17 protein-coding genes and 1 tRNA gene are annotated in these 20,937 nt (G+C 70.5%); 8 read left to right on the top strand and 10 right to left on the bottom strand.

Annotated elements, in window-relative coordinates:
• Positions 1–175: 175 nt before the first annotated feature.
• From AC3E6M_RS15445 to AC3E6M_RS15430, 4 genes are read right to left on the bottom strand one after another with little or no spacing between them, the layout of a single operon-like run.
• The gene (locus AC3E6M_RS15445; protein ID WP_490530441.1) at positions 176–1,012 is read right to left on the bottom strand and encodes an ATP-binding cassette domain-containing protein; all 837 of its coding nucleotides are present in this window, start codon (positions 1,010–1,012) and stop codon (positions 176–178) included.
• Positions 1,009–2,871, bottom strand: a complete 1,863-nt coding sequence (locus AC3E6M_RS15440) for a dipeptide/oligopeptide/nickel ABC transporter permease/ATP-binding protein (protein ID WP_490530439.1) — start codon at positions 2,869–2,871, stop codon at positions 1,009–1,011. Before AC3E6M_RS15440 ends, AC3E6M_RS15445 begins: the two co-directional genes overlap by 4 nt.
• Positions 2,868–3,809 (bottom strand): ABC transporter permease, encoded by a 942-nt coding sequence (locus AC3E6M_RS15435; RefSeq protein ID WP_490530437.1) that lies wholly within the window; start codon positions 3,807–3,809, stop codon positions 2,868–2,870. The genes AC3E6M_RS15440 and AC3E6M_RS15435 overlap by 4 nt, the downstream gene beginning before the upstream one ends.
• 57 nt (positions 3,810–3,866) lie before the next feature.
• On the bottom strand, positions 3,867–5,384 hold the full coding sequence (locus AC3E6M_RS15430; RefSeq protein ID WP_490530436.1) for an ABC transporter substrate-binding protein: 1,518 nt from the start codon (positions 5,382–5,384) through the stop codon (positions 3,867–3,869).
• A gap of 189 nt (positions 5,385–5,573) precedes the next feature.
• On the opposite strand from AC3E6M_RS15430, the gene AC3E6M_RS15425 reads away from it, so the two are divergent.
• From AC3E6M_RS15425 to AC3E6M_RS15415, 3 genes are all read left to right on the top strand, one after another.
• Positions 5,574–6,239: a TetR/AcrR family transcriptional regulator gene (locus AC3E6M_RS15425; protein WP_138175049.1), complete on the top strand. Its 666-nt coding sequence runs from the start codon at positions 5,574–5,576 to the stop codon at positions 6,237–6,239.
• A 213-nt stretch (positions 6,240–6,452) separates the two neighbouring features.
• Complete coding sequence (locus AC3E6M_RS15420; protein WP_490530434.1) at positions 6,453–6,881, top strand: YdeI/OmpD-associated family protein; 429 nt, start codon at positions 6,453–6,455, stop codon at positions 6,879–6,881.
• Positions 6,882–6,931: 50 nt separating this feature from the next.
• Entirely contained in the window at positions 6,932–7,552 is a 621-nt protein-coding gene (locus tag AC3E6M_RS15415) for an asparagine synthase (protein WP_490530432.1), read from the top strand.
• Positions 7,553–7,644: 92 nt separating this feature from the next.
• Here the strand turns inward: AC3E6M_RS15415 and AC3E6M_RS15410 are convergent.
• Positions 7,645–7,717: transfer RNA gene (locus tag AC3E6M_RS15410), tRNA-Arg, on the bottom strand.
• A 146-nt stretch (positions 7,718–7,863) separates the two neighbouring features.
• Here AC3E6M_RS15410 and AC3E6M_RS15405 point away from each other — a divergent pair.
• Positions 7,864–9,360 (top strand): L-serine ammonia-lyase, iron-sulfur-dependent, subunit alpha, encoded by a 1,497-nt coding sequence (locus AC3E6M_RS15405; protein WP_490530431.1) that lies wholly within the window; start codon positions 7,864–7,866, stop codon positions 9,358–9,360.
• 108 nt (positions 9,361–9,468) lie between these two features.
• Here the strand turns inward: AC3E6M_RS15405 and AC3E6M_RS15400 are convergent, their stop codons facing one another.
• Positions 9,469–9,900, bottom strand: coding sequence for a MarR family winged helix-turn-helix transcriptional regulator (locus tag AC3E6M_RS15400; RefSeq protein ID WP_138175057.1), 432 nt, complete (start codon positions 9,898–9,900; stop codon positions 9,469–9,471).
• Positions 9,901–9,977: 77 nt separating this feature from the next.
• On the opposite strand from AC3E6M_RS15400, the gene AC3E6M_RS15395 reads away from it, so the two are divergent.
• A complete protein-coding gene (locus tag AC3E6M_RS15395; protein WP_490530429.1) occupies positions 9,978–14,531 on the top strand; it encodes a lamin tail domain-containing metallophosphoesterase family protein in 4,554 nt (1,517 codons plus the stop codon).
• A 200-nt stretch (positions 14,532–14,731) separates the two neighbouring features.
• On the opposite strand, the gene AC3E6M_RS15390 is transcribed toward AC3E6M_RS15395, so the two are convergent.
• Complete coding sequence (locus tag AC3E6M_RS15390) at positions 14,732–15,352, bottom strand: histidine phosphatase family protein (protein WP_138175061.1); 621 nt, start codon at positions 15,350–15,352, stop codon at positions 14,732–14,734.
• Between the two features lie 398 nt (positions 15,353–15,750).
• Here AC3E6M_RS15390 and AC3E6M_RS15385 point away from each other — a divergent pair, with 398 nt between their 5' ends.
• Entirely contained in the window at positions 15,751–16,476 is a 726-nt protein-coding gene (locus AC3E6M_RS15385) for an excalibur calcium-binding domain-containing protein (protein WP_490530427.1), read from the top strand.
• Between the two features lie 62 nt (positions 16,477–16,538).
• On the opposite strand, the gene AC3E6M_RS15380 is transcribed toward AC3E6M_RS15385, so the two are convergent.
• Complete coding sequence (locus AC3E6M_RS15380) at positions 16,539–17,171, bottom strand: LysE family translocator (RefSeq protein WP_138175065.1); 633 nt, start codon at positions 17,169–17,171, stop codon at positions 16,539–16,541.
• A gap of 74 nt (positions 17,172–17,245) precedes the next feature.
• Here AC3E6M_RS15380 and AC3E6M_RS15375 point away from each other — a divergent pair, with 74 nt between their 5' ends.
• On the top strand, positions 17,246–18,571 hold the full coding sequence (locus AC3E6M_RS15375; protein WP_252370962.1) for a flavin monoamine oxidase family protein: 1,326 nt from the start codon (positions 17,246–17,248) through the stop codon (positions 18,569–18,571).
• Positions 18,572–18,583: 12 nt separating this feature from the next.
• Here the strand turns inward: AC3E6M_RS15375 and AC3E6M_RS15370 are convergent, their stop codons facing one another.
• Both AC3E6M_RS15370 and AC3E6M_RS15365 read right to left on the bottom strand, forming a co-directional pair.
• Positions 18,584–19,444 carry a sulfurtransferase gene (locus tag AC3E6M_RS15370; protein WP_138175067.1) on the bottom strand — a complete coding sequence of 287 codons (861 nt, stop codon included), beginning with the start codon at positions 19,442–19,444 and terminating at the stop codon, positions 18,584–18,586.
• Positions 19,437–19,799: a carboxymuconolactone decarboxylase family protein gene (locus AC3E6M_RS15365; RefSeq protein WP_138175069.1), complete on the bottom strand. Its 363-nt coding sequence runs from the start codon at positions 19,797–19,799 to the stop codon at positions 19,437–19,439. The genes AC3E6M_RS15370 and AC3E6M_RS15365 overlap by 8 nt, the downstream gene beginning before the upstream one ends.
• A 181-nt stretch (positions 19,800–19,980) precedes the next feature.
• On the opposite strand from AC3E6M_RS15365, the gene AC3E6M_RS15360 reads away from it, so the two are divergent.
• A complete protein-coding gene (locus tag AC3E6M_RS15360) occupies positions 19,981–20,856 on the top strand; it encodes a LysR family transcriptional regulator (protein ID WP_138175071.1) in 876 nt (291 codons plus the stop codon).
• The last annotated feature ends 81 nt before the right edge of the window (positions 20,857–20,937 follow it).

Here is a 20,937-nt window from a genome sequence, read left to right as displayed (position 1 = left end):
AGCCCGATCTCGGGGAGCGGCACGGTCGTCCAGAAGTCGGCGCCCTGGACGAGGGCGACCTTCTGCTCGAGGGTGAGCTGCTCCAGGAGTGGGATCAGGTGCTCCGTCGCGGGGGCGGACAGGGAGGTGGAGGGAAGAGTCACGGTGTTCTTTCCGAGTGCGAAGGGAGGACGGGTCAGGATGCCGAGGAGGCCAGGAGCGCGCGACGGGCCATGCGGCGCTCCTCCTGACGGTCGGGGTCGGGGACGGGCGCGGCCATGAACAGACGCTGCGTGTACGGGTGCTCCGGTGCAGAGGTCACGCGATCGGCCGGTCCGGTCTCGACGATCTCGCCCTTGTACATCACGGCCACGCGGTGGCTGATGTGACGGACGACGGCGAGGTCGTGCGTGACGAACAGGTACGCCACGCCGGTGCGGTTCTGGATGTCGATGAACAGGTCGAGCACGCGCGCCTGCGTCGACAGGTCGAGCGCCGAGACGGGCTCGTCGCAGACGATGAGCTTCGGGCGGAGCGCCAGAGCACGGGCGATCGCGACGCGCTGACGCTGCCCGCCCGAGAACTCCCGGGCCAGGCGGCTGCGCGCATCGGAGGGCAGGCCCACCTGGTCGAGCAGGTCGCGCACGCGGGAGCGCGCCTCGGACCCGGCGACGCCCGAGGCGGTCAACGGTTCGGTGAGGATCTGCTCGATCGTCATCGACGGGTTGAGCGAGGAGTACGGGTCCTGGAAGACGACCTGGATCTCCGAGCTCAGCGCGCGGCGCTCGGAGCGGCCCAGGTGCGAGATGTCGCGACCGTCGTACGTCACGGTGCCGCCGGTGACCGGGGCGAGGCCCAGGACGGCCCGTCCGAGCGTCGTCTTGCCCGACCCGGACTCGCCGACCAGCCCCATCGTCTCCCCGGGGAGGATGTCCAGCGAGACGCCCTTCAGGGCGCGGAAGGGCTGGGCGCGGAAGCCCTTGCCCGGGTACTCGACGACGAGGTCGTCGACGGTGAGCAGCGGAGCGGTCATGCCCGCACCCCTTCCTCGGCGCCCAGCGGCGGCCGTGCCGGACCCTCGTCGAGGATCGCGTCCAGCAGCGCCCGCGTGTACGGGTGCTGCGCGTCGGTGAAGATCGCCCGCACGGGGCCCTGCTCGACGAACACGCCGTTCTGCATGACCGTCACGCGGTCGCACAGGTCGGCGACGACGCCGAAGTTGTGGGTCACGAGCAGCATCGCCATGTGGCGCTCCTGCTGCAGGTCGCGCAGCAGGTCGAGCACCTCCGCCTGCACCGTGACGTCCAGCGCGGTCGTCGGCTCGTCGGCGATGATCAGCTCGGGGTCGGTCGAGACGGCGCCGGCGATGAGGACGCGCTGGGCCATGCCGCCGGAGACCTCGAACGGGTACGCGTCGAAGGTGCGCGCCGGGTCGGGGATGCCGACGCGGGCGAGCAGCTCGAGCGCGCGCTCGCGCGCGGCCTTCTTCGACAGCCCGAGGTTCTTGCGCAGCGGCTCGACGAGCTGGCTCCCGATCGTGAAGGCCGGGTCGAGGTTGCTCATCGGCTCTTGCGGGATGTAGGCGATGCGCTTGCCGCGCACCCCTCCGTACACCTTCTCGTCGGCGTCGGCGATTTCGGTCCCGTCGAAGAGGATCGATCCGCCCGTGACCGAACCACCGCGGGGGAGCAGGCCCAGGACCCCGAAGGCCGTCTGCGACTTGCCCGAGCCGGATTCGCCGATGAGGCCGTGGACCTCGCCCTTGCGGATGTCGAGGGATACGCCGTGGACGACCTCGATGTGCGAGCCGTCCGGTTGGTCGTACCCCACGTGCAGATCGCGCACGCGCAACAGAGTGTCCGCCGAGGTGCTGCGGGCGTCGTCCGCGTGGACGAACACGTCGGAGTCCACTTCGGGGAGCTCGTCCGGGTCGGCGATGTCACCGCCACCGAGCGAGACCGAGGTCGTGACCGCGGCGATCGAACCGGTCTTGCTGGAGACCGCGCGGCGCCGACGACGGCGCACGCTCACCGTGCGCTCGAGCTCGTCGCGGAGGACGTTGGCGAGGAGCGTCAGGGCGATGCACGTCAGGGCGATCGCCAGCGACGGCCAGATCAGCAGCACCGGGTTCTTGTAGATGTTCTTGAAGCCGTCGGTGAGCATCGAACCCCACGTGGGGACGTTGACGTCGCCGAGCCCGAGGAACTCCAGCCCCGACTGGATCGCGATGGCGATGCCCGACACGATCGCGGCCTGGATGATGATGGGCGCCCGCACGACCGAGAGCACGTGGCGGCCGATGATGCGGGCGTCGCTGAGCCCCGAGACCCGGGCGGCGTCGACATAGAGCTCGCCGCGCACGGCCGTGACCGAGGCGTACACCAGACGGAAGAACCCGGGCGAGAGCAGGATGCCGAAGATCACCATCGACACCCACACCGAGGGGCCGACGACCGCGCGGGCGGCCAGCAGCACGACGATGCCGGGGAGGGCCATGTTCAGCTCGGTGACCCACGTGGCAGCGGTATTGAACCACCCCTGGTAGTAGCCGGCGATCAGGCCGCTCACCACGCCGAGGACGACGGCGACGACGACCGCGATGAGCGCGGCGGCGATGCTCGTCTGGGTGGCGGCGAGCAGGCGCGACAGGACGTCGCGGCCGCTGCCGTCGGTCCCGAGCAGGTGCGCGGGGCTCGGTCCCGCGAGGATGGCGCGGATGTCGGCGAAGTTGGGATCCTGCGGCGCGATCAGCGGGCCGATGAAGGCCAGGAGGGCGATGATCGCGAGGAATCCGAGCGAGACCATGCCGACGGGCCGACGCAGCAGGCGCCGGAACAGCGCCACGCGCACGGGGGCGACGGGGACGGCGGGAGGGACGTCGATGGCGGTCATGACAGTCGCACCTTCGGGTTGAGAGCGGCCTGGGCCAGGTCGATGAGGAGGTTGACGACGACGACGATGATCGCGAACGCGATCACCAGGCCCATGACGACGGGGATGTCACCGAGGCTCGTCGCGCGCACGCTGAGCTGTCCCATCCCGGGGATGGCGAAGATCTGCTCGACGATGACGGCGCCGCCGAGGAGGCCGACGAACTGCACGGCCAGGACCGCCAGGGCGGGCCCGCCGGCGTTGCGCAGCACGTGCTTGTAGATGACGGAGGTCTCACTGAGGCCGCGCGAGCGGAGCGTGCGGACGTAGTCGCGGGAGGTGGCATCCAGGACCGAACCGCGCACCTGTTGCGCGACGGTGGCGATCGCTCCGATGGAGAGCGCCGCGATCGGGAGGACGACCGAGGCCAGCCATCCGCTGAACGAGGTCGTCAGCGGCGTGAATCCGGTGGCCTTGAACCAGCCGAGGTTCACGGCGAAGACGAGGACGAGGAAGAGGGCGATGAGGAATCCCGGGACGGCGAAGCCGACGAGAGAGAGGAACTGCACAGCGGCATCCACTGCTCCTCCGCGGCGAGCGGCGAGGACGCCCAAGAGGATGGAGAGGATCGCCGAGACGAGCGTGGCGCCGATGACGATGGACAGGGTCACGCCCAGCCGCCCGGAGACGCTGACCGAGACGAGCTCTCCGTTGAACCAGCTGCGGCCGAGGTTCCCCGTGACGGCCGAGCTGAGCCAATCGGTGTACTGGGTGAGCAGGGGCCGATCCAGGCCCAGCTCCTCGGTCTTCTTGGCGACCGTCTCGGGGGTCGCGGTCTCGCCCAGGATGCGCCGGGCGATGTCGCCACCGGCGGCGTACAGCAGGGTGAAGGCCAGCAGCGAGATGACCGCGACGAGGACGACGCCGGACAGCAGCCGGCGCACGATGAATGCGAACATGTGTAGTCCCTCGGGGCGGACCGGCCCACCCGACGTGCGGGCGGGCCGGTCGACGGGTCAGTTCTTCGGCGAGAAGCCGAAGATCGACGGGTAGGCGTTGGTCGGCCAGAACTCGAGGTTCGTGTTCGGGTCGGTGGCGAAGGTGCCCTGCACGCGGAAGAACGGGGCGAACCAGGCCTGGTCGACGATGTACTTGTTCAGTTCCTTCAGGGCGGCGTCGGACTCGCTCTGGCTGCCGGTCTGGATCGTCGAGATGAGCGTGTCGACCTTCGGGTCCTCGTACGTGAAGGGGTTGAAGGTCGCGGTCGGAGCGATCATGAAGTTGATGAGCTGCCAGTCGGGGTTCTGCTCGAGGGCCATCCAGGTGGCGGGGTACTTCGGAGCGAGCATGTCCGAGATGAAGTTGCCCGTGCCGGGGTCGGTGTAGTTGACCGTGATGCCGATGTCGGCGAGCTGCTGGGCGACGAGGTCGAACGTCTGCTGGAAGGCGGGCGTCGACATCATGTTGAGCGTGAAACCGTTGGGGTACCCGGCCTCGGCGAGGAGCTTCTTGGCTGCCGCGGGGTCGTAGCCGTAGGTGGAGTCGAGCTTCTCGTCGTACGCGACCGAGGTGCGCGGGAAGACCTGCTCGGTGACCGTTCCGTAGCCGGTCTGCAGCGACTGCAGCAGTGCCTCGCGGTCGAACGCCATGTTGATCGCCTGACGGACGCGCACGTCGGCCAGCTCGGGTGCCATGGTGCCGGCGCGGTCGAGCAGGAGGAGGCCCTGGAAGTCGAGTTCGTTCGACTCGATCGTCCAGCCGGCTCCCTCGACCTCGGAGATGGTGTTGTTGTCGGCGATCTTGGCGCCGTTCAGCTCGCCGGCCTTGATGGCGTTGAGGGTCGCTGTGGTGTCGTCGAAGACGTTGATCGTGAGCTTGTCGTACTTCACGGCGTCCTTGTTCCAGTACTGGGGGTTGGCCGTGTAGACGTACGTGGTGCCCGTCACCGTCGCCGCGGTGTCGAGGATGTAGGGCCCGGAGCCGACCGGGTTGGTCGACACGTCGGGGTTGTCGAACGAGGACGGGGCCTCCACGAGGCCGGGTGCGACCGAGAGCAGGTTGACCAGGGACGGGTCGGGTGCGGCCTGGGTGATGGTCACCGTGGTGGCGTCGGGTGCGGCGAACTCCTTGCCCGTCAACGTCGCCGCTTGCGGCGACGTTCCGTCGCGGAAGCGCTCGAGGCTGGCCACGACCGCAGCGGCGTCGAGCTTCGTGCCGTCGGTGAACGAGACGTCGTCGCGCAGCGTGAGCGTCAGGACGGTGTTGTCCGCGTTGTATTCCCACGCGGTCGCGAGCCACGGCTCGATCTCGCCCTGGGAGTTCTTCTGCAGGAGCGTGTCGAAGACGGCCTGGAAGAAGGGGCTGCGGTTGCCGTATTCGGCGCCGGCGCCGATGTCGTAACTGGTGGGAGCGATGATCGCGCCGAGAGTCAGCTGAGCGCCGGCCTCTCCGCCACCGGTGTCATTCGCGGCGCAACCGGTCAGTGTCAACGCCGCTGCGACGGCGAGGGCTGCTGTGGCCTTCCATCGGAACATCCTTGTCCTCTTCTCTGTGGTGCGGGGCTCGGGTGAGCGACCCTGCGGCGAGAAGCTAACACCAATTCCGAGTGACCGCTAGATTTTTGAGACAAAAAACTAGCGATCACTAGGAATTCGTTGTAAAACGGATCGTGAGAGGGCTCCCACGCCGACGAGATGGCGTCGTCGTGGCGGTACGGTGAAGCGATGACCGACAGACCGCAGACCCCCCGGCGACAGCGGGGCGAGTATGCGAAGTCCGAGGGGACGAGGCAGGCGATCCTGGATGCGGCCCTCGAGGTCTTCGCGGAGGCGGGCTACCGTTCCGGTTCGCTGCGCGAGATCGCACAGCGCGTCGGGATGAGCGAGGCGGGTCTGCTGCACCACTTCCCGCGCAAGAGCGCGCTGTTGCAGGCGGTGCTCGATCATCGCGACGAGCTCGCGCGGGCGATCGTGGACTTCGAGGACGACGACGGGGTCGAGACGCTGCGCAACCTCGTCGCCCTCGCCCGCCACAACGCGTCGGTGCCCGGCGTGGTCGAGCTGTACTGCGCCGTCTCCGCCGAGGCGACGGCCCCCGATCACCCGGCGCACGACTACTTCCGTCGCCGCTACGAAGAGGTGCGCACGAGCGTGGGTCGCGCGTTCGAACGCATCGCGGCGGCCGGTCGACTCGCCTCGGGAGTGCATCCCGGCCGCGCGGCGGTCTCGACCATCGCGCTCATGGACGGACTCCAAGTGCAGTGGCTGCTCGACCCGACGTCGACCGACATGGCCGAGGCGCTGGCGGAGTATTTCCGCGCGATGGTGCGCGGGTTCGACCTCACGGCCCTCGAGGACCTCCTCGACGCCGTCGCGGATGGCACCCCGTGATCCGGGTCCCCTTGTCGCACGGCTGACCGTGGGGGACGCGGTCCGGCTCACCGGCCGGCGACACGGCGACCGTCCCCGGACATGACAGAAGGCCCCCGAGTACTCTCCGAGGCCCTCCGCAACGGGTCCGACCTTACGTGCACCCGAGCCCCTCCGCCCGGGATTGCATTTCCACCCGTGTTCGTCTATTGCGGTCTCTGTCACACTCACGCCATGAGGTTCGAGACCACGCTGTCCCAGATGGGCAACAACACCGGTATCGAGGTGCCGCCCGAGGTCGTAGAGGGACTGGGCGGCGGCACACGCGCCGCCGTCACCGTCGACGTCAACGGCTACGTGTACTCCAGCACTCTCGGCGTCATGGGCGGCCGGCACCTCATCCCCTTTTCGTCCGATAGGCGCAAAGCGACCGGGCTCGCGGGCGGCGACCCGATCACGGTCGAGCTGACGCTCGACACCGCCGAGCGGACCGCGGAAGTACCGGACGACCTCGCGGCGGCGCTCGCCGAGGCGGGTGTCCGCGCCGCGTTCGACGCTCTCGCCCCGAGTGTCCGCAAGGCGCACGCCGGGAGCGTCGACGGCGCGAAGGCGCCCGAGACCCGTGCACGCCGCATCGCGAACATCGTCTCCGCCCTGGAGTGACCGCGGGCTCGCGCGCGCGGCCCGGACGATAGCCTGGTACGGGAGGTCGCGTGGGCCGGACGAAGGATGCCATCGCCGAGGGGCTGTCGATCGCGACGGCCGCGGCGCGGCTCACCATACGCAACCACCTCCTCGTCGAGACGATCGCGCGGGGTGGGCACTTCGACGGTGCCCTGTTCGCGGAGTTCGCGCGCCAGACGCTGCGCGCGCTCGCCGACGAGCAGGATCAGGCGGCCGACCGCGTCACGCAGCAGCGCAAGCGCGCGTGGGGCCGTTTCTCGGACTCCTCGGGCACGCACGATTACCGCGACCGCGACACTCGCAACCTCCGCCGTCGCGCCCGCCAGTCCCGCGGTGTCGCGAAGGAACTGCGCGATTTCGCGGACGATCCCGAACGGGTCGGTGAGCTCGTCGCCGCCGCCCGCGCGGCGGCCTGGGGCGACGTCGAGGCGAACCTCTCGAAACGGCTCGACGTCGAGGGCATGACCGAGGATGCCGACCCCGACTACGCCACGATGCGTCGCGCCCGCATGGACGCGTTGCGCATGGTCGACCTCGCCCGCTTGGCCTCGCAGGCGAAGAAGCGGGCGAAGGAGCACGCGGCTGCCGCGCGCGACGCGGCTCCGGTCGAGGCGGCGGGCGGCAAGAAGAAGAAGTCGACCTCGGCCTGATTCCCGGTGCGGGTCCGCCGCGTCCGCGGGAGAGAGAAAAGACCCGGCCGGAATCTCTTCCGGGCCGGGTCTGTCACTGTCTCAACACAGTGTGCGCCCGAAGGGACTCGAACCCCTAACCTTCTGATCCGTAGTCAGATGCTCTATCCATTGAGCTACGGGCGCAGGGCCTCCGCGCGAAACGGCGCGCAGGCCGTGGTCCAGCATAGCCGGGACCTGCGCCGAGGTCTAATCGGCGCCGACGCGCACGCATCTCGGGCGTGGCGCGCACGTGTCCGGGCGGTGAAGCGGGCGCGACGTACGCTGGAGGCATGAGCGCCTACGTCTCGGCGTTCGAGCTGTTCTCCATCGGTGTAGGACCCTCGAGCTCCCACACGGTCGGCCCCATGAGGGCCGCCGCTGATTTCGCCGCACGACTGCGCTCCACCCGAGTGCTCGAGAACGTGGCATCCGTCTCTTGCGCCCTGTACGGGTCGCTCGGCGCGACCGGGATCGGGCACGGCACCCCCGACGCCGTGGTCGCCGGGCTCCAGGGCCTCCAGCCCGAGACGGTCGACCCGGATGCCGTGCGCCGGGCGTGGTCGGACTGGCCCGACGGTCGGGCGCTCCTGCTCGCCGGCATCCACGGCATCCCGTTCTCGAAGGGCGACGTGGTGCTCGCGCCCCGCACGCGGCTGCCGGGGCACCCGAACGCGATGACGCTGTCCGCGCGGGACGCCGACGGGGCGATCGTCGCCGACGAGACCTACTTCTCGGTCGGGGGCGGCTTCATCCGCCGTGACGGGGAACCCCCGCGGATCGCCGCTGCGCCGGTTCCGTTCCCGTACACGGACGCGGCGACGTTGATCGCGCTGTGCGACGAGCGCGGGATCACGATCGCCGAAGCGGCACGCCGCAACGAAGAGGCGTCGCGTTCCGACGAGGAGATCGCCGAGGGTCTGGACCGGATCTGGGATGCCATGGCCTCCTGCGTGAACGCCGGATTGAGCCACGACGGGGTGCTGCCCGGCATCCTGAAGGTGAAGCGGCGCGCGTCCGTGATCCGTGCGCAGCTCGAGGGGATCGAGGCCGAGGGGCACCGCGAGCTGCCCGGGGAGTGGCTCGGCGCCTTCGCGCTCGCCGTGAACGAGGAGAACGCCGCGGGCGGACGCGTCGTCACCGCGCCGACCAACGGTGCAGCCGGCATCCTGCCCGCCGTCGCGATGTACTGGTGGCGCTTCCTCGCCGACTCGGGGCTCGGTGTCGGTAACGCCGTCACCCCGCACGGAGAACTCGTGGGGAGTGCGCTGCTGAGGTTCCCCGGTCACGGCGCGACGCGCGACGAAACGGAGGAGTGGGACGACGCGCGAGTGGCCGAGGCCAATCGGCGTCGCGGGATCCGGAGATTCCTGCTCACCGCGGCGGCTCTGGGCTCGTTGTTCAAGAACAACGCCTCGATCTCCGGAGCCGAGGGTGGATGCCAAGCCGAGGTCGGCTCCGCGTGCGCCATGGCCGCGGGCGGACTGACGGCGGTGATGGGCGGCACGAACCGGCAGATCGAGAACGCCGCCGAGATCGCGATGGAACACCACCTCGGACTCACGTGCGACCCGGTCGGCGGGCTCGTGCAGATCCCGTGCATCGAGCGGAACGCCATCGCCGCGTCGACCGCCGTGACCGCCGCCCGCCTCGCTCTGCGCGGCGACGGAACCCACTACGTGTCGCTGGACACCGTCGTCGAGACGATGCGGCAGACCGGCATCGACATGTCGACGAAGTACAAGGAGACGAGCGAGGGCGGCCTCGCGGTCAACGTCATCGAGTGCTGAGCGGCGGGCGGCGCGGCGAGCGCTCATATCCGGGTCGAGCACCCACCTCACGGACGTACCGAACGGGGGCGTTCGGCCCGGACATGGGCTTTCGCCACGCGCAGCCGGTCAGCGTTGGTCGCGGAGCTTGGCCGTGAGGGCCTGCAGCTGGGCCAGCTCGGTGTCGTCCAGGCGTGCCATGCGGTCGGCGATCGAGGTGGCGTGCGTCGATGCGATGCGGCGGAACGCCACCGCCCCGGCCTCGGTCGCGGTCACGAGCGCCCCGCGGCCGTCGTCGGGGTCGGCGCATTTGGTCACGAGTCCCCGTGCGGCCATCCGCTCCACGAGGCGCGAGACGCTGGGCTGGCTGATGAGCATGTTGGCGGTCACGTCGCGCAGGCGCGCGGTCATGCCACGGCTCCGGGTGACCGTCAGGAGCACGTCGTACTCGGCCTGCGAGAGCTCCGCGCACTCGAAATCGGTGCGCAGGTCTTCGAACACCTCATGCTGCGCGCGGAACAGGCTCTCCCATGCCTGGACGGCGAGGCGACGATCGGTCATGAACTCAGCGTAGAGCCGCGCGATACCCTCGCGCCCCCGCACGAGTAGCAGATCCGGGTAACGCCCGACGTCACCCGGTGGACACCCGGGAGGACGGTGGCGTTCACGCGTCGCTCCGTCGGCTTGCCTACCGTCGACGCGTCCCCCCAGATGAAGGTGGCTCCGCCATCCGTTCTCCGCGTTCCCGCATCCTTCCCGCAGCCCTCGCGACGGCGCTCGTCGCCGCGGGTATCCCGACCCTCGCCGCCCCGGTCGCTCATGCCGCGACACCCGCGTCGACCGTCGTGGTGACCGAGATCGTCGCCGACAACACCGGCGCCGACAACTTCGAGTACGTCGAGATCCACAACATCTCGGATGCCGTCGTCGACCTCGCGGCATCCGGCATCACGTTCGCGTACTCCTACGACGACTCCGCGGACCGCACACGCGACGTCCCCCTCACGGCCGAGCCGGCGAGGCTCGCCGCGGGGGAGACCGCGCTGCTGTGGGTGAGCTACACCTCCGGCTCCGTGGACGCCTCGGCCCGCACGGTCGCGGACTTCCGCGCGTTCCACACGGTCGCCGACGACGTGCAGGTCGTCCGGCTCACCGGGCAGGCCGGTATCGCCAACGGGGGAAACCGCGGCATCCGGGTCGTCGAGAACGGCGAGCTCACCTCGTGGTCGCACGCGCCGTCGGGCGCGTTCGGTGCCGACCTCGCGACGCACTTCCGCCTGCCCGCCGACCCCGCGGAGCGCCGGCTCGACGTGCTCGGTGTGAACGCCGCCCCATCGCCCGGCACCGTGCTGCCGGAGGCGGTGGTGCATCCTGGCGCCGCTCCGTCGCCCACGGCGACCCCCACTCCCACGGCGACCCCCACTCCCACGGCGACCCCCATGCCCACCGCGACCGTGCCGGGCGGGTCGCCGCTCCCGGGCGCACCGCTCCAGGTCACCGAGCTTCTGCCCGACTCGACCAACGTCGGCGGGTCGGACGGGTACGAGTTCATCGAGGTGTTCAACGCCACCGATGCGCCCATCGACTTCTCCGACTACGCCATCGACTACCTCTACCCCGTGGAGGGCACCGTCAGCCGCTGGCCGGCCGTGCCCGCGGACGTCGTGATCCCGGGTCGCAGCGCGCTGGTGTTCTGGATCAAGAACGGCGCCAATGACGCCCTCACGGCCGACGACTTCAACCGCCAGTTCGCAACCTCGCTGGTCGCGGGGGAGACGCTGGTGGAGATCTCCTCCGCAGGCATGGCCAACGGCAGCCCGCGCGGCGTCCAGGTGTCGACCAACACCGGCCACCCGGTGAGCACCGCCTTCTACAACCTGGACGGTCGCGACGACACCCAGGCGGACAAGGGCATCCGCTTCACCGCGACCGCGGATGCCGCGGCCCAGCGCATCCTCGACATCGTGCCCGCCAGCCCCGGCGCGGTGCAGGACGCGCAGATCGCCGCGACGCCGGTCGTCACGCCCGTCGACACGACGGCACCCACGGTGACCGACCGCACGGCCGCGGAGATCGTGCCCGGCAGCGACTTCGTGATCGACCTCGCCCTCGCCGACGACGTCGACGTCCGCACCGCCACGCTCGAGCTTCGCAACGACGTCGATGAGCAGCCCTTGCGGATCAGTCTCACGGACGCCGGTGACGGCGTGTTCCGGCACACGGTGAAGGCCGTCGACCTCACCGGCAAGCGCTGGTACGCCTACACGGTCACCGCCACCGACGGCACGAACTCCGTCACCACGGACGAGCGCCGCGTCGCCGTCGCCGGAACCTCCGACGACCCGGTGCGCCTCAACGTCGAGGACGGTCAGTTCGTCCGCGGCGCGATCGAGGTCGTGGCATCCGGTGACTCGTACCCGAGCCCGCTGTCGCTCTCGATCGACGGGGAGCGCGTCGAGACCGCGCCGAGTCTCGAATCGCGTCCCGTGTTCGTCTTCGAAGCGACCAACGTCAACTACTACTTCAAGAACGGTGTGCGCATCGGCGACGACGTGCTCACGATCTTCGACACGGGCACCGAAGGGTGGGAGACCATCGTCACGCCCGTCCCGCTCGACTACCTCCGGCGTGGCGAGGCTCTGACGGCCAGCGTCTGGGCGGGCACGAAGAAGGCCCCCGAGATCGACCCCGACGAGAACAACGACGACTTCGAGATCCGCGGGCTGCGTCTCATCCTGCCGGACGGTCGCACGCTCACCCCGGCCGGATACGACGACCCCGCCGCGGTCCTTCGGATGGGCGACAGCACGGGCAAGCTCGACTTCTTCGACGCCCGCTTCTCCGTCCCCGAAGACGCGTACACCGCCATCTCCCACACGTGGGACACGTCCGCACACGCCGACGGCGACGTCGTGATCGCCGCCACCGACGGTGACGAGACGGTCTCGCGCACGGCCCGCGTCGACAACACCGCGCCGGCGGTCACTTCGCGCGTCGAGGACGGAACGGCGTATCGCGGCACGATCGACATCGACGCCGAGGTCGTCGACGCCGGGTCGGGGGTGGCCGCCGTCAGCGCGCGCCTGGACGGCGCGGAGATCGCCCTGCCCTACCAGACCTCGTCGGTGGCCCTCTCGGCGGGCGACCACGTGCTGGAGATCGGCGCCACCGACGTCGTCGGCAACGCGACGACCTGGAAGGCCACGTTCGAGACGTACGCCGAGCAGCCCGCCGCCGGGCTCCTCGCACCCGCCGAAGGCGCCGAGGTCTCCGCCGGCGACGTGACGCTGCAGGCGAAAGTCGAAGATCCGCAGGGCGATCCTCTCGACGTCGCGTTCCTCGAGGGACGTCGAGTCGATCTCGCGGACGGCGACGTCTCGGTGCAGTCGGGCACCGTCGCCGACGCCGCGTCCGTGGACCGCGCCGCGCCGCAGACGCTGTCCCGCGCGCAGGTCGAGACACTGGCCGACGTCGACGGACTCTCGGACGACGTCACGAGCGCCGAGGCGTTCCCCTACCAGCTCTTCGAGGTGGCGGTGGAGGCCGCGGACGCGGGCGCAGACGTGCGGGCGACGTGGTCGGGACGGGCGAACGCCGGCGCCACGGTGATCCTGTCGGCCCAGCGACCGGACGGTTCGGGGTGGGACGAGGTGGACCGCCATGTGGCGACCGCCGACGATGAGGCGTTCGAACTGGACGGCGTCGTCTCCGTCGACGCCTACGCGGTCGACGGTGCCGTGCGCCTGCTCGTGCAGCACTCGGAGGGCTTCGCGGCTCCCGACCGCAGCACGCGCGACAGCGAGGTGACGCCCCACAACCCCGACGACGTGGCCCGTTCGGACTACGACTTCACGTTCGGGTGGGAGTCGGACACCCAGTACTACAACGAGAACGAGATGGCGGGCGAGCCCTACAAGCACCAGGAGGCCATCCACTCGTACTTCCTGGATCGTCGGGACGACCTCAACCTGCAGTATGTGTTCCACACCGGCGACATCGTCGATGACTACGACGTCCTCCCGCAGTGGGAGCGCGCCGACGTGCAGTACGACCGGCTGGATGCCGCGGGGCTGCCCTACGGTGTGCTGGCGGGGAATCACGACGTCGGGCACGACGTCGGCGACTACACGAACTACGGCAGGTACTTCGGTGAGGACCGATTCGCGGGGAACCCCTGGTACGGCGGGAGCTACGAGAACAACCGCGGCCACTACGACCTCGTCTCGGCCGGGGGCATCGACTTCCTGATGCTGTACACCGGATGGCTCCCCGACGACGCGTCGATCGCGTGGATGAACGAGGTGCTGAAGCGATACCCCGACCGGGTCGCGATCGTGGCGCAGCACGAGTTCATCCTCACCACCGGGGGTCTGGGGGCCATCCCGCAGCGCGTCCTCGACGAGGTCGTCGCACCGAATCCCAACGTGCGCATGGTCATGTCCGGTCACTACCACGACGCGTTCCTTCGGACCGATGCGTTCGACGACGACGGCGACGGCGTCGACGACCGGACGGTGTACTCGATGCTCTTCGACTACCAGGGCCTGCCCGAGGGCGGTCTCGGATACCTCCGTCTGCTGCACTTCGACAACGAGGGCGAACGCATGATGGTGCGCACCTACTCGCCGTCGCTCGATCGCTACAACTCCGACGAGCCGAGCCTGCTCGGTCCCACGGACGACCCGTACGCGCAGCAGGAGTTCGAGCTGACGTACGACCAGCTGGGCATCGAGCCGCACGAGCGTGTGCTCGGCACGGATGCATTCTCGGCCGAAGTCCTCGGGACCACCGAGATCGCGTCCTTCACCGGTGTCGCCAGCGGAACGATCGTGTCGGCATCCTGGCCCCTGACTGAGGAGGGTGAGCACGGCTGGTACGTCCGGTCGAGCGACCCCTACGGCGCCGTCGATCGCTCACGCGTGGCGCTGTTCACCGTCCGGGCGGCAGCGGTCGACCCCGTGGAGCCGGGTACGACGCCGCCCGGCGGCGAGGAGCCGACCGATTCGGATCAGGGGACTCCTGCCCCGTCGGTCGCGGATGCCGAACCGTCGCGGGGCGCGGGCCACGGGGCTCTCGCCGTCACCGGAACGGATGCCGAGGGGCTCGGACTGTGGGCCGCGGCGGCGGTGGCACTCATGGCACTCGGCGGCGGGCTCATGATCCTGCGCCGCCGTCGCAGCAGAAGCAACTAGCGGGGCACCTCGAGCGCCCGGGTGAAGACAGGAAGGGCCGGTCGGAGCGGCATCCGACCGGCCCTCTGCACCAGAGTGTCCTGCAATCACATGTCGGTAGCTGCCACAGCAAAACAACTACCGTGCGAGCACTCTATAACGGTGAGATAACGGAAGGGAAGAGGTCGTCGTGATCTCTTCGTGATGATTCGAGGTTCGGCTCAGCGTCCGCGCACGTGGTTCCACTGCGTGATGACCTCGGAGCCGTGCTCGAAGCCGAGCTCGCTGACCGCGGAGGTGCCCAGGACGAAGTAGCGCCCGCCCGCGGCGGTCAGTCCGAGCCAGACTCCGGCGAGGGCGCGCAAGAAGTGCGAGTGCGAGAAGACCAGCACCTGCTCACCCGCGCGCACGCGGGGGCGCAGATCGTCCAGGAGTGACTCGGCGCGGGCGGTGACCTGCTCGACGCTCTCGCCCGGCGTCTCGCCCGCCGGAGCGCCGGACTGCCAGATCGTCCACGGGCGGCCGAGCTGCGCGGTGATCTCGGGGGTCGTGAGTCCCTCGTAGGCGCCGTAGTCCCATTCGACGAGGCGCGGCTCGTGCTCCGCGTGCGGGTAGCCGGCGCGCGCGGCGGTCTCGACCGCCCGGTGCAGTGGGCTCGTCAGGACGAGGTCGTAGTGCCGGGTCGCCAGCAGCGTCCCGGCGAGCTCGGCCTTGTAGGCGCCGGTCTCGGTGAGCGGGATGTCGGTGAGCCCCGTGTGGCGTCCGCTGCGGCTCCACTCGGTCTCGCCGTGGCGCACGAGTACGAGGCGCCCGTCGGGGTCGGTCAGATCCTCATCTTTCACGTGCCCATCCTCCCGCGTCCCGGGGCAAGACGAAGGGCCGGTCGAGGAGTGTCGACCGGCCCTTATCCCTGCACCAGAGTGTCCTGCAATCACATGTCGGTAGCTGCCACAGCAAAACAACTACCGTGCGATGACTCTATAACGGTGAGGTAACGGAACGGAAGAGGATGCCGTTACCTTTTCGTGATTCATAGGTGACGCATCAGTTCGGTGTCCGGCCGTCCGACCTTCGGTAGGAGCCCCGGGCGTGGTGGACACGAGATCGGAGCGAACACGGCGAACGGGACGAGTGCGACGCAGACAACGGCACGCCCGCGGGATGTGCCATGCTGTGCGGCAGACGCGCGATCCGACGCGTCGAGGGGGACCTTCCGGGTCCTGTTCTTGGGGGAGAGCACATGGGGAATTCCGAGCTGCCCGCGGCCGGCTGGTATCCGGCGGCGCACGCGAACGGCGAGGCGCGGTGGTGGGACGGGACGCGGTGGTTCGACGAAGAACAGGCCGCGACCGAGGCCCTCGAGCCCGCGACGACGACCGCGTTGCGCCGCGGAGGACAGCCACGAGACGATGCCGCACAGGCTCAGCCTCCCGCGTCGGTGCGACGACGGACGGCTGCCATCGCGGCCGGAACGGCGCTCGTGGTCGGACTGATGGTCGGTGCAGGCAGCGGCGGAGCCGGATCGCTGGGCGAGCGCGACGCGCTGAAGGCGCAGGTGAGCGCGCTGGAGGTCGCCGTCAGTGAGGCCGAGACGGCGTCGGAGAGCGCCGAGGATGCCGCCGACACGGCCCGTGAAGACCTCGAGGGGGCGCAGGCGCGCGCGACTGCGGCGGAGCAGAAGCTCGCGACAGCGACCGCCCAGGTGACCGCTCTGGAAGCGGCCGCCGTGACGGCGAAGGCGGATCTCGACGCGCGCGCGGCCGAGATCGCGGATCTCAAGACCAAGGTCCCCGCGCCGCCCGAGCCCGTGCAGTCCGCACCGGTGCGGGAAGCATCGACGGGCCAGAACGTCTCCTACGCGAACTGCACGGAGGCCCGCAACGCGGGCGCAGCGCCCGTCCGCCGCGGCGACCCCGGCTACAGTTCGCGGCTCGACCGCGACGGGGACGGCGTCGGCTGCGAGTGAGCGGAGCGGCGCGGCCGCCTGCGTGAGCGGCGCGGGTCGGGCTGCGTGCGAGCGGCTCCGGTCTACGCTTTCGCGCCCGTCAGCGCCAGCGTCCCGCCGAGGCCGATCATCATCGCGCCGCCCGTCCCCGCGAGCGTCGACATCCGCCGCGGCGACCGGGCGAACCAGTCGCGCGCGGTCCCCGCGGCCAGCGCCCACGCACTGTCGCACGCGAGCGCGAGCACCTGGAACACGAGCCCGAGCAGGAGAAGTTGCGCCCAGACGGGCCCCGCGCCCGGGGCCACGAACTGCGGCAGCACCGCGACGAAGAAGGCGATCGTCTTGGGATTGGTCGCGCCGACGATGATGCCCTGTCTCAGCAGGGTCCACGCCGACCGGCCGCCGACCGCGCCGATGTCGGCGTGCGCACGTCGATGGCGGATCGCCTGGATGCCCAACCACACGAGGTAGACCGCGCCGACGATCTTCAGCACGGTGAACGCCACCACCGACGACGCGACGATCGCTCCGACCCCGAAGGCGACGGCCACGACGGCGGGGATCGTGCCGAGCGCGTTGCCGACGACGCTCAGCACACCGGCGCGGCGACCGAGGGCGATCGACCGGCCGATCACGAACAGCACGCTGGGACCGGGGATCACGATGATGACCACGGATGCCAGCACGAATGCCGCCACGTTCGCCCACGGGATCATGCGCTCACCCTAATGCCGCCGCCGCAGCGCGGAGACTACTCTCGTCACACGGTCGTCTACCCGAGGGAGCCGTCATGCAGGACCAGTTCGACACCGTCGTCGTCGGAGCGGGCATCGCCGGTCTGTCAGCCGCCCGTCTCCTCGCGCGGGAGGGGCGCCGCGTCGTCGTCGTGGAAGCCCGTGACCGCGTCGGGGGACGCGTGCACTCGCAGCGCGACGGGCACCGAGTCACCGACCGGGGTGCGTCCTGGATCCACGGCATCGACGACAGTCCCGTCGAGGCGGCCGCCCGCGCTTTCGGCATGCCCATGGCCGAGTTCACCGTCGGCGGGTACCAGCCCGACAGCCGCCCCTTGGCCTATTTCGGTCCGGATGCCGCCCGCCTCACGCCCGAGGAGGTGCAGGCGTTCGCCGACGACGTGCGCGCCCTGAACGCCGACCTCGTCGAGGTCATTGCGCGTTCGGCCCCGGACGCCACCTACGCCGACGTCGTCGACGAGGCCCTCGCCGGGCGCGACTGGGCGCCCGAACGCGCGCAGCGCGTCCGCGAATACAACGGCCGCCGCGCCGAGGAGCAGTACGGCGTCCACATGTCGGTGCTCGGCGCGCACGGACTCGACGACGACACCGTGAACGGCGACGAGGTCGTCTTCCCGCGCGGATACGACGAACTCGCGACGAACCTCGCCGAAGGCCTCGATGTGCGGCTGGAACACGTCGTCGGCGCGATCGAGTGGTCCGCCACCGGCGTCACCGTGACGACCGATCGCGGCACCTTCCACGGGGCGACGGCCGTGGTCACGCTCCCCATCGGCGTCCTCCAGTCGGGTGACGTCGCCATCGCCCCGTCGCTGCCCGACACCCATCGGCGCGTCCTGGGCGTCCTGGCATCCAATGCCTTCGAGAAGGTCGTGCTGCGCTTCCGCGAGAAGTTCTGGGATGCCGGGGTCTACGGCATCCGCCAGTTCGGCGACGAAGGGGAGTGGTGGCACTCCTGGTACGACCTCGGGCGCATCCACGACGAGGCCGCTCTCCTGACCTTCGCCGCGGGCCCGGCCGCCGTCGCCACGCGGCACTGGAGCGACGAGGAGATCGCGGCCTCGACGCTCGCGCAGCTGCGCCGGTTGTACGGCGCGCACGTTCCCGAGCCGGAGAGCGTCGTCGTCACGCGCTGGCAGGACGACCCGTTCTCGCGCGGGTCGTACAGCTACATGAAGCCCGGTTCCGTCGGGCCCGACCACGATGAGCTGGCCGAGCCCGTCGGCGGAGTGCTGCACCTCGCGGGCGAGGCCACGTGGGGCGACGACCCGGCGACCGTTCCCGGCGCGCTGCTCTCGGGACACCGCGCGGCCGAGAACGTCCTCGGCCGCGCCGTGCCCGTCGAGCACCTCTGGGGCTGACGCTCCCGGAGGTCAGCGGGGTTCGGAACCCGTCGCCACCGGCAGCTCGGGGTGATTCGACCACTGGCTCCACGACCCGGGGAACACCCGCGGGGTGAAGCCGGCGAGCGTCAGGGCGACCGCTTCGTGCGCCGCCGTCACTCCCGAGCCGCAGTACACGCCGACCTCGACCCCCGACAGCGCGCCGAGCGCGACGAAGCGGGCGCGTAGAGCCTCCGGGTCCGCGAACCGGCCGTCGGGACCGACGTTCTCGGTGGTCGGCGCGCTGACGGCCCCGGGCACGTGTCCCGCGCGCGGATCGATCGGTTCGACGTCGCCGCGATACCGCTCGGCCGCGCGCGCGTCGAGCAGCAGCTCGGAGTCGGCGAACCCCGACACGTCCTCGAGCGACAGCACGGGGAGAGCCCCATAGGCGAGGGTCACCGATCCGGGCGCGGGGGCCGCGGCATCCCCGGACTCCAGGTCGAACCCGGCGTCGGTCCACGCCCGCAGCGACCCGTCGAGCAGGCGCACGTCGGCGACGCCGGCGTGCCGCAGGAGCCACCACGCGCGGGCGCTCGAGAGGTTCTTCAGATCGTCGTAGACGACGACGGTGTCGCCGTCGTCGATGCCCCAGCGGCGGGCCGCGTCCTGCAACGCCTCGACCGGGGGGAGCGGATGCCGTCCGTCGGTGGGCTCGCCGTGCGCGGCGAGGTCGTGGTCGAGGTCGACGTACTGTGCGCCCGGGATGTGCCCGGCGAGGTACTCGGGCCGCCCGTCGGGGCGATCGAGGCGCCAGCGCACGTCGAGCACCCGGACCGGACCGCCGTCCGCGAATCGACCGGCAGCGAGAGCGTCGTGCAGCTCGGTCGCGGTGACCAGGACGTCAGACATGTGCGTGCACCGCTTCGGCCTCGTGGATGCCGGACAGCTTGAACGCGAGCCGCCCGTGGGCGAACCCGCCGCCGGCGCGGATCGCGGTGGCGACCCACGCGGCCTCGGCGAGTTCGGCCTTCGACGCCCCCGCGCGCACGGCCGCCTGCGAGTGGCCGTCGATGCAGTAGGTGCACTGGGTCGTGATGGCGACGGCAAGGGCGATGAGTTCGCGGAACTTCAGCGGGATCTCGCGCCCCTCCGGCGCGAAGACGCTGTCGTTGAACGCCGTGAACGCCGCCAGTACGTCCGGCGTCGTCTCCTTGTAGTCGCGCGTGTAGGCGCGATCGCCCTCGCGGTCGAAGAAGTCGCTCATCTCTCACTCCCTGCCGTCGCGCCGGTCGGGTGGCGCGCGCCGGTCCGAGCCTAGGAAGCCCCTCCCCGACGAGCAATGCCCGCTCCGTGATGGGCACTCATCGTGCCGCGTGATGGATGCCGTGTGAACGCGCGTGACCGCCGCCGAGCGCGAGCGCCCCGCCGCCGTCTATCGTCCAGGCATGGCCGAGACCCTCGACATCATCCAACTCCGCACGTTCGTCGCGATCGACGAGTGCGGCGGATTCGGACGTGCCGCGGTCGCGCTCCACATGAGCCAGCCCACCGTGAGCCAGCACGTGCGTTCCCTCGAGAAGCGTCTGCAACAGCCCCTCGTCGAGCGCGACGGGAGGCGGGCGCGGTTCACGCTCGCGGGCGAGAAGCTGCTGGCCGAGGCCCGTCGCATCCTCGCGGTGCACGACGAGGCGCTCGCGCGCCTGGACGTCACCCGCGCGCGCACGATCGTGGTCGGCTCGACCGAGACGGCGGCCGAGCAGATCCTGCCCGAACTCCTCGGAACCCTGCGCCGCGCGTTCCCCGAGCGGCAGGTGCAGTTCCACATCGATCGGTCCACGCGGATGACGGATGCCGTATCCAAGGGCACCATCGACCTCGCGGTCGTGCTCGACACCGGGTCGACCGTGGCCGGCGTCGAGGTGGGCGACCTGCCACTGAACTGGTACGCGTCGCCCGGCTGGCAGCCCCCGGCGCACGGGGAGGCGGTCCCGCTCGTGGCGTACGTCGAGCCGTGCGGCATGCGGCAGCGCGCCCTGCAGGAGCTCGGTGACATCGGCGCGCGCGTCGACATCGCGGCGGAGTCGGGCAGCCTCGAGGGCGTCATCGCGGCGGCGCGGGCCGGACTCGGCATCGCGGTGCTCCCCACCGCGGGGCGCGCTCCGGCCGGGCTCGTGGTGCGCCGGGACTTCCCCGATCTCGGCCGGATCTTCGTGCGGCTCATCACGCGCCGAGGTCTCGAGCCGGGTGTCGAGCAGACGGCGCTGACGTCGCTCGACGGGTTCTTCGCCGTGCGTCGCCACATCCACGCCGTCTCGGCGTGAGCGGCCGTCCATCGGGAACGCCGATGGGTGCGGTTCGGCGATCCGTGTTGGACGTGCGCGGTCCCGCGCGCGGAGCATGGG

Source organism: Microbacterium sp. SCPM-O-B-15248 (M128) (genome assembly GCF_058214835.1).
The sequence above is the reverse complement of the archived record's forward strand: the minus strand, read 5'-3'. Positions and strand labels throughout refer to the sequence as shown.

What these genes read in the sequence shown, in the direction of transcription:
- AC3E6M_RS15400 (WP_138175057.1), bottom strand. Translation starts at nt 9,900, where the DNA reads ATGACCGATCGTCGCCTCGCCGTCCAGGCATGGGAGAGCCTGTTCCGC.
- AC3E6M_RS15385 (WP_490530427.1), top strand. Translation starts at nt 15,751, where the DNA reads ATGGGGAATTCCGAGCTGCCCGCGGCCGGCTGGTATCCGGCGGCGCAC.
- AC3E6M_RS15380 (WP_138175065.1), bottom strand. Translation starts at nt 17,171, where the DNA reads ATGATCCCGTGGGCGAACGTGGCGGCATTCGTGCTGGCATCCGTGGTC.
- AC3E6M_RS15440 (WP_490530439.1), bottom strand. Translation starts at nt 2,871, where the DNA reads ATGACCGCCATCGACGTCCCTCCCGCCGTCCCCGTCGCCCCCGTGCGC.
- AC3E6M_RS15425 (WP_138175049.1), top strand. Translation starts at nt 5,574, where the DNA reads ATGACCGACAGACCGCAGACCCCCCGGCGACAGCGGGGCGAGTATGCG.
- AC3E6M_RS15430 (WP_490530436.1), bottom strand. Translation starts at nt 5,384, where the DNA reads ATGTTCCGATGGAAGGCCACAGCAGCCCTCGCCGTCGCAGCGGCGTTG.
- AC3E6M_RS15370 (WP_138175067.1), bottom strand. Translation starts at nt 19,444, where the DNA reads ATGTCTGACGTCCTGGTCACCGCGACCGAGCTGCACGACGCTCTCGCT.
- AC3E6M_RS15365 (WP_138175069.1), bottom strand. Translation starts at nt 19,799, where the DNA reads ATGAGCGACTTCTTCGACCGCGAGGGCGATCGCGCCTACACGCGCGAC.
- AC3E6M_RS15420 (WP_490530434.1), top strand. Translation starts at nt 6,453, where the DNA reads ATGAGGTTCGAGACCACGCTGTCCCAGATGGGCAACAACACCGGTATC.
- AC3E6M_RS15435 (WP_490530437.1), bottom strand. Translation starts at nt 3,809, where the DNA reads ATGTTCGCATTCATCGTGCGCCGGCTGCTGTCCGGCGTCGTCCTCGTC.
- AC3E6M_RS15360 (WP_138175071.1), top strand. Translation starts at nt 19,981, where the DNA reads ATGGCCGAGACCCTCGACATCATCCAACTCCGCACGTTCGTCGCGATC.
- AC3E6M_RS15405 (WP_490530431.1), top strand. Translation starts at nt 7,864, where the DNA reads ATGAGCGCCTACGTCTCGGCGTTCGAGCTGTTCTCCATCGGTGTAGGA.
- AC3E6M_RS15445 (WP_490530441.1), bottom strand. Translation starts at nt 1,012, where the DNA reads ATGACCGCTCCGCTGCTCACCGTCGACGACCTCGTCGTCGAGTACCCG.
- AC3E6M_RS15375 (WP_252370962.1), top strand. Translation starts at nt 17,246, where the DNA reads ATGCAGGACCAGTTCGACACCGTCGTCGTCGGAGCGGGCATCGCCGGT.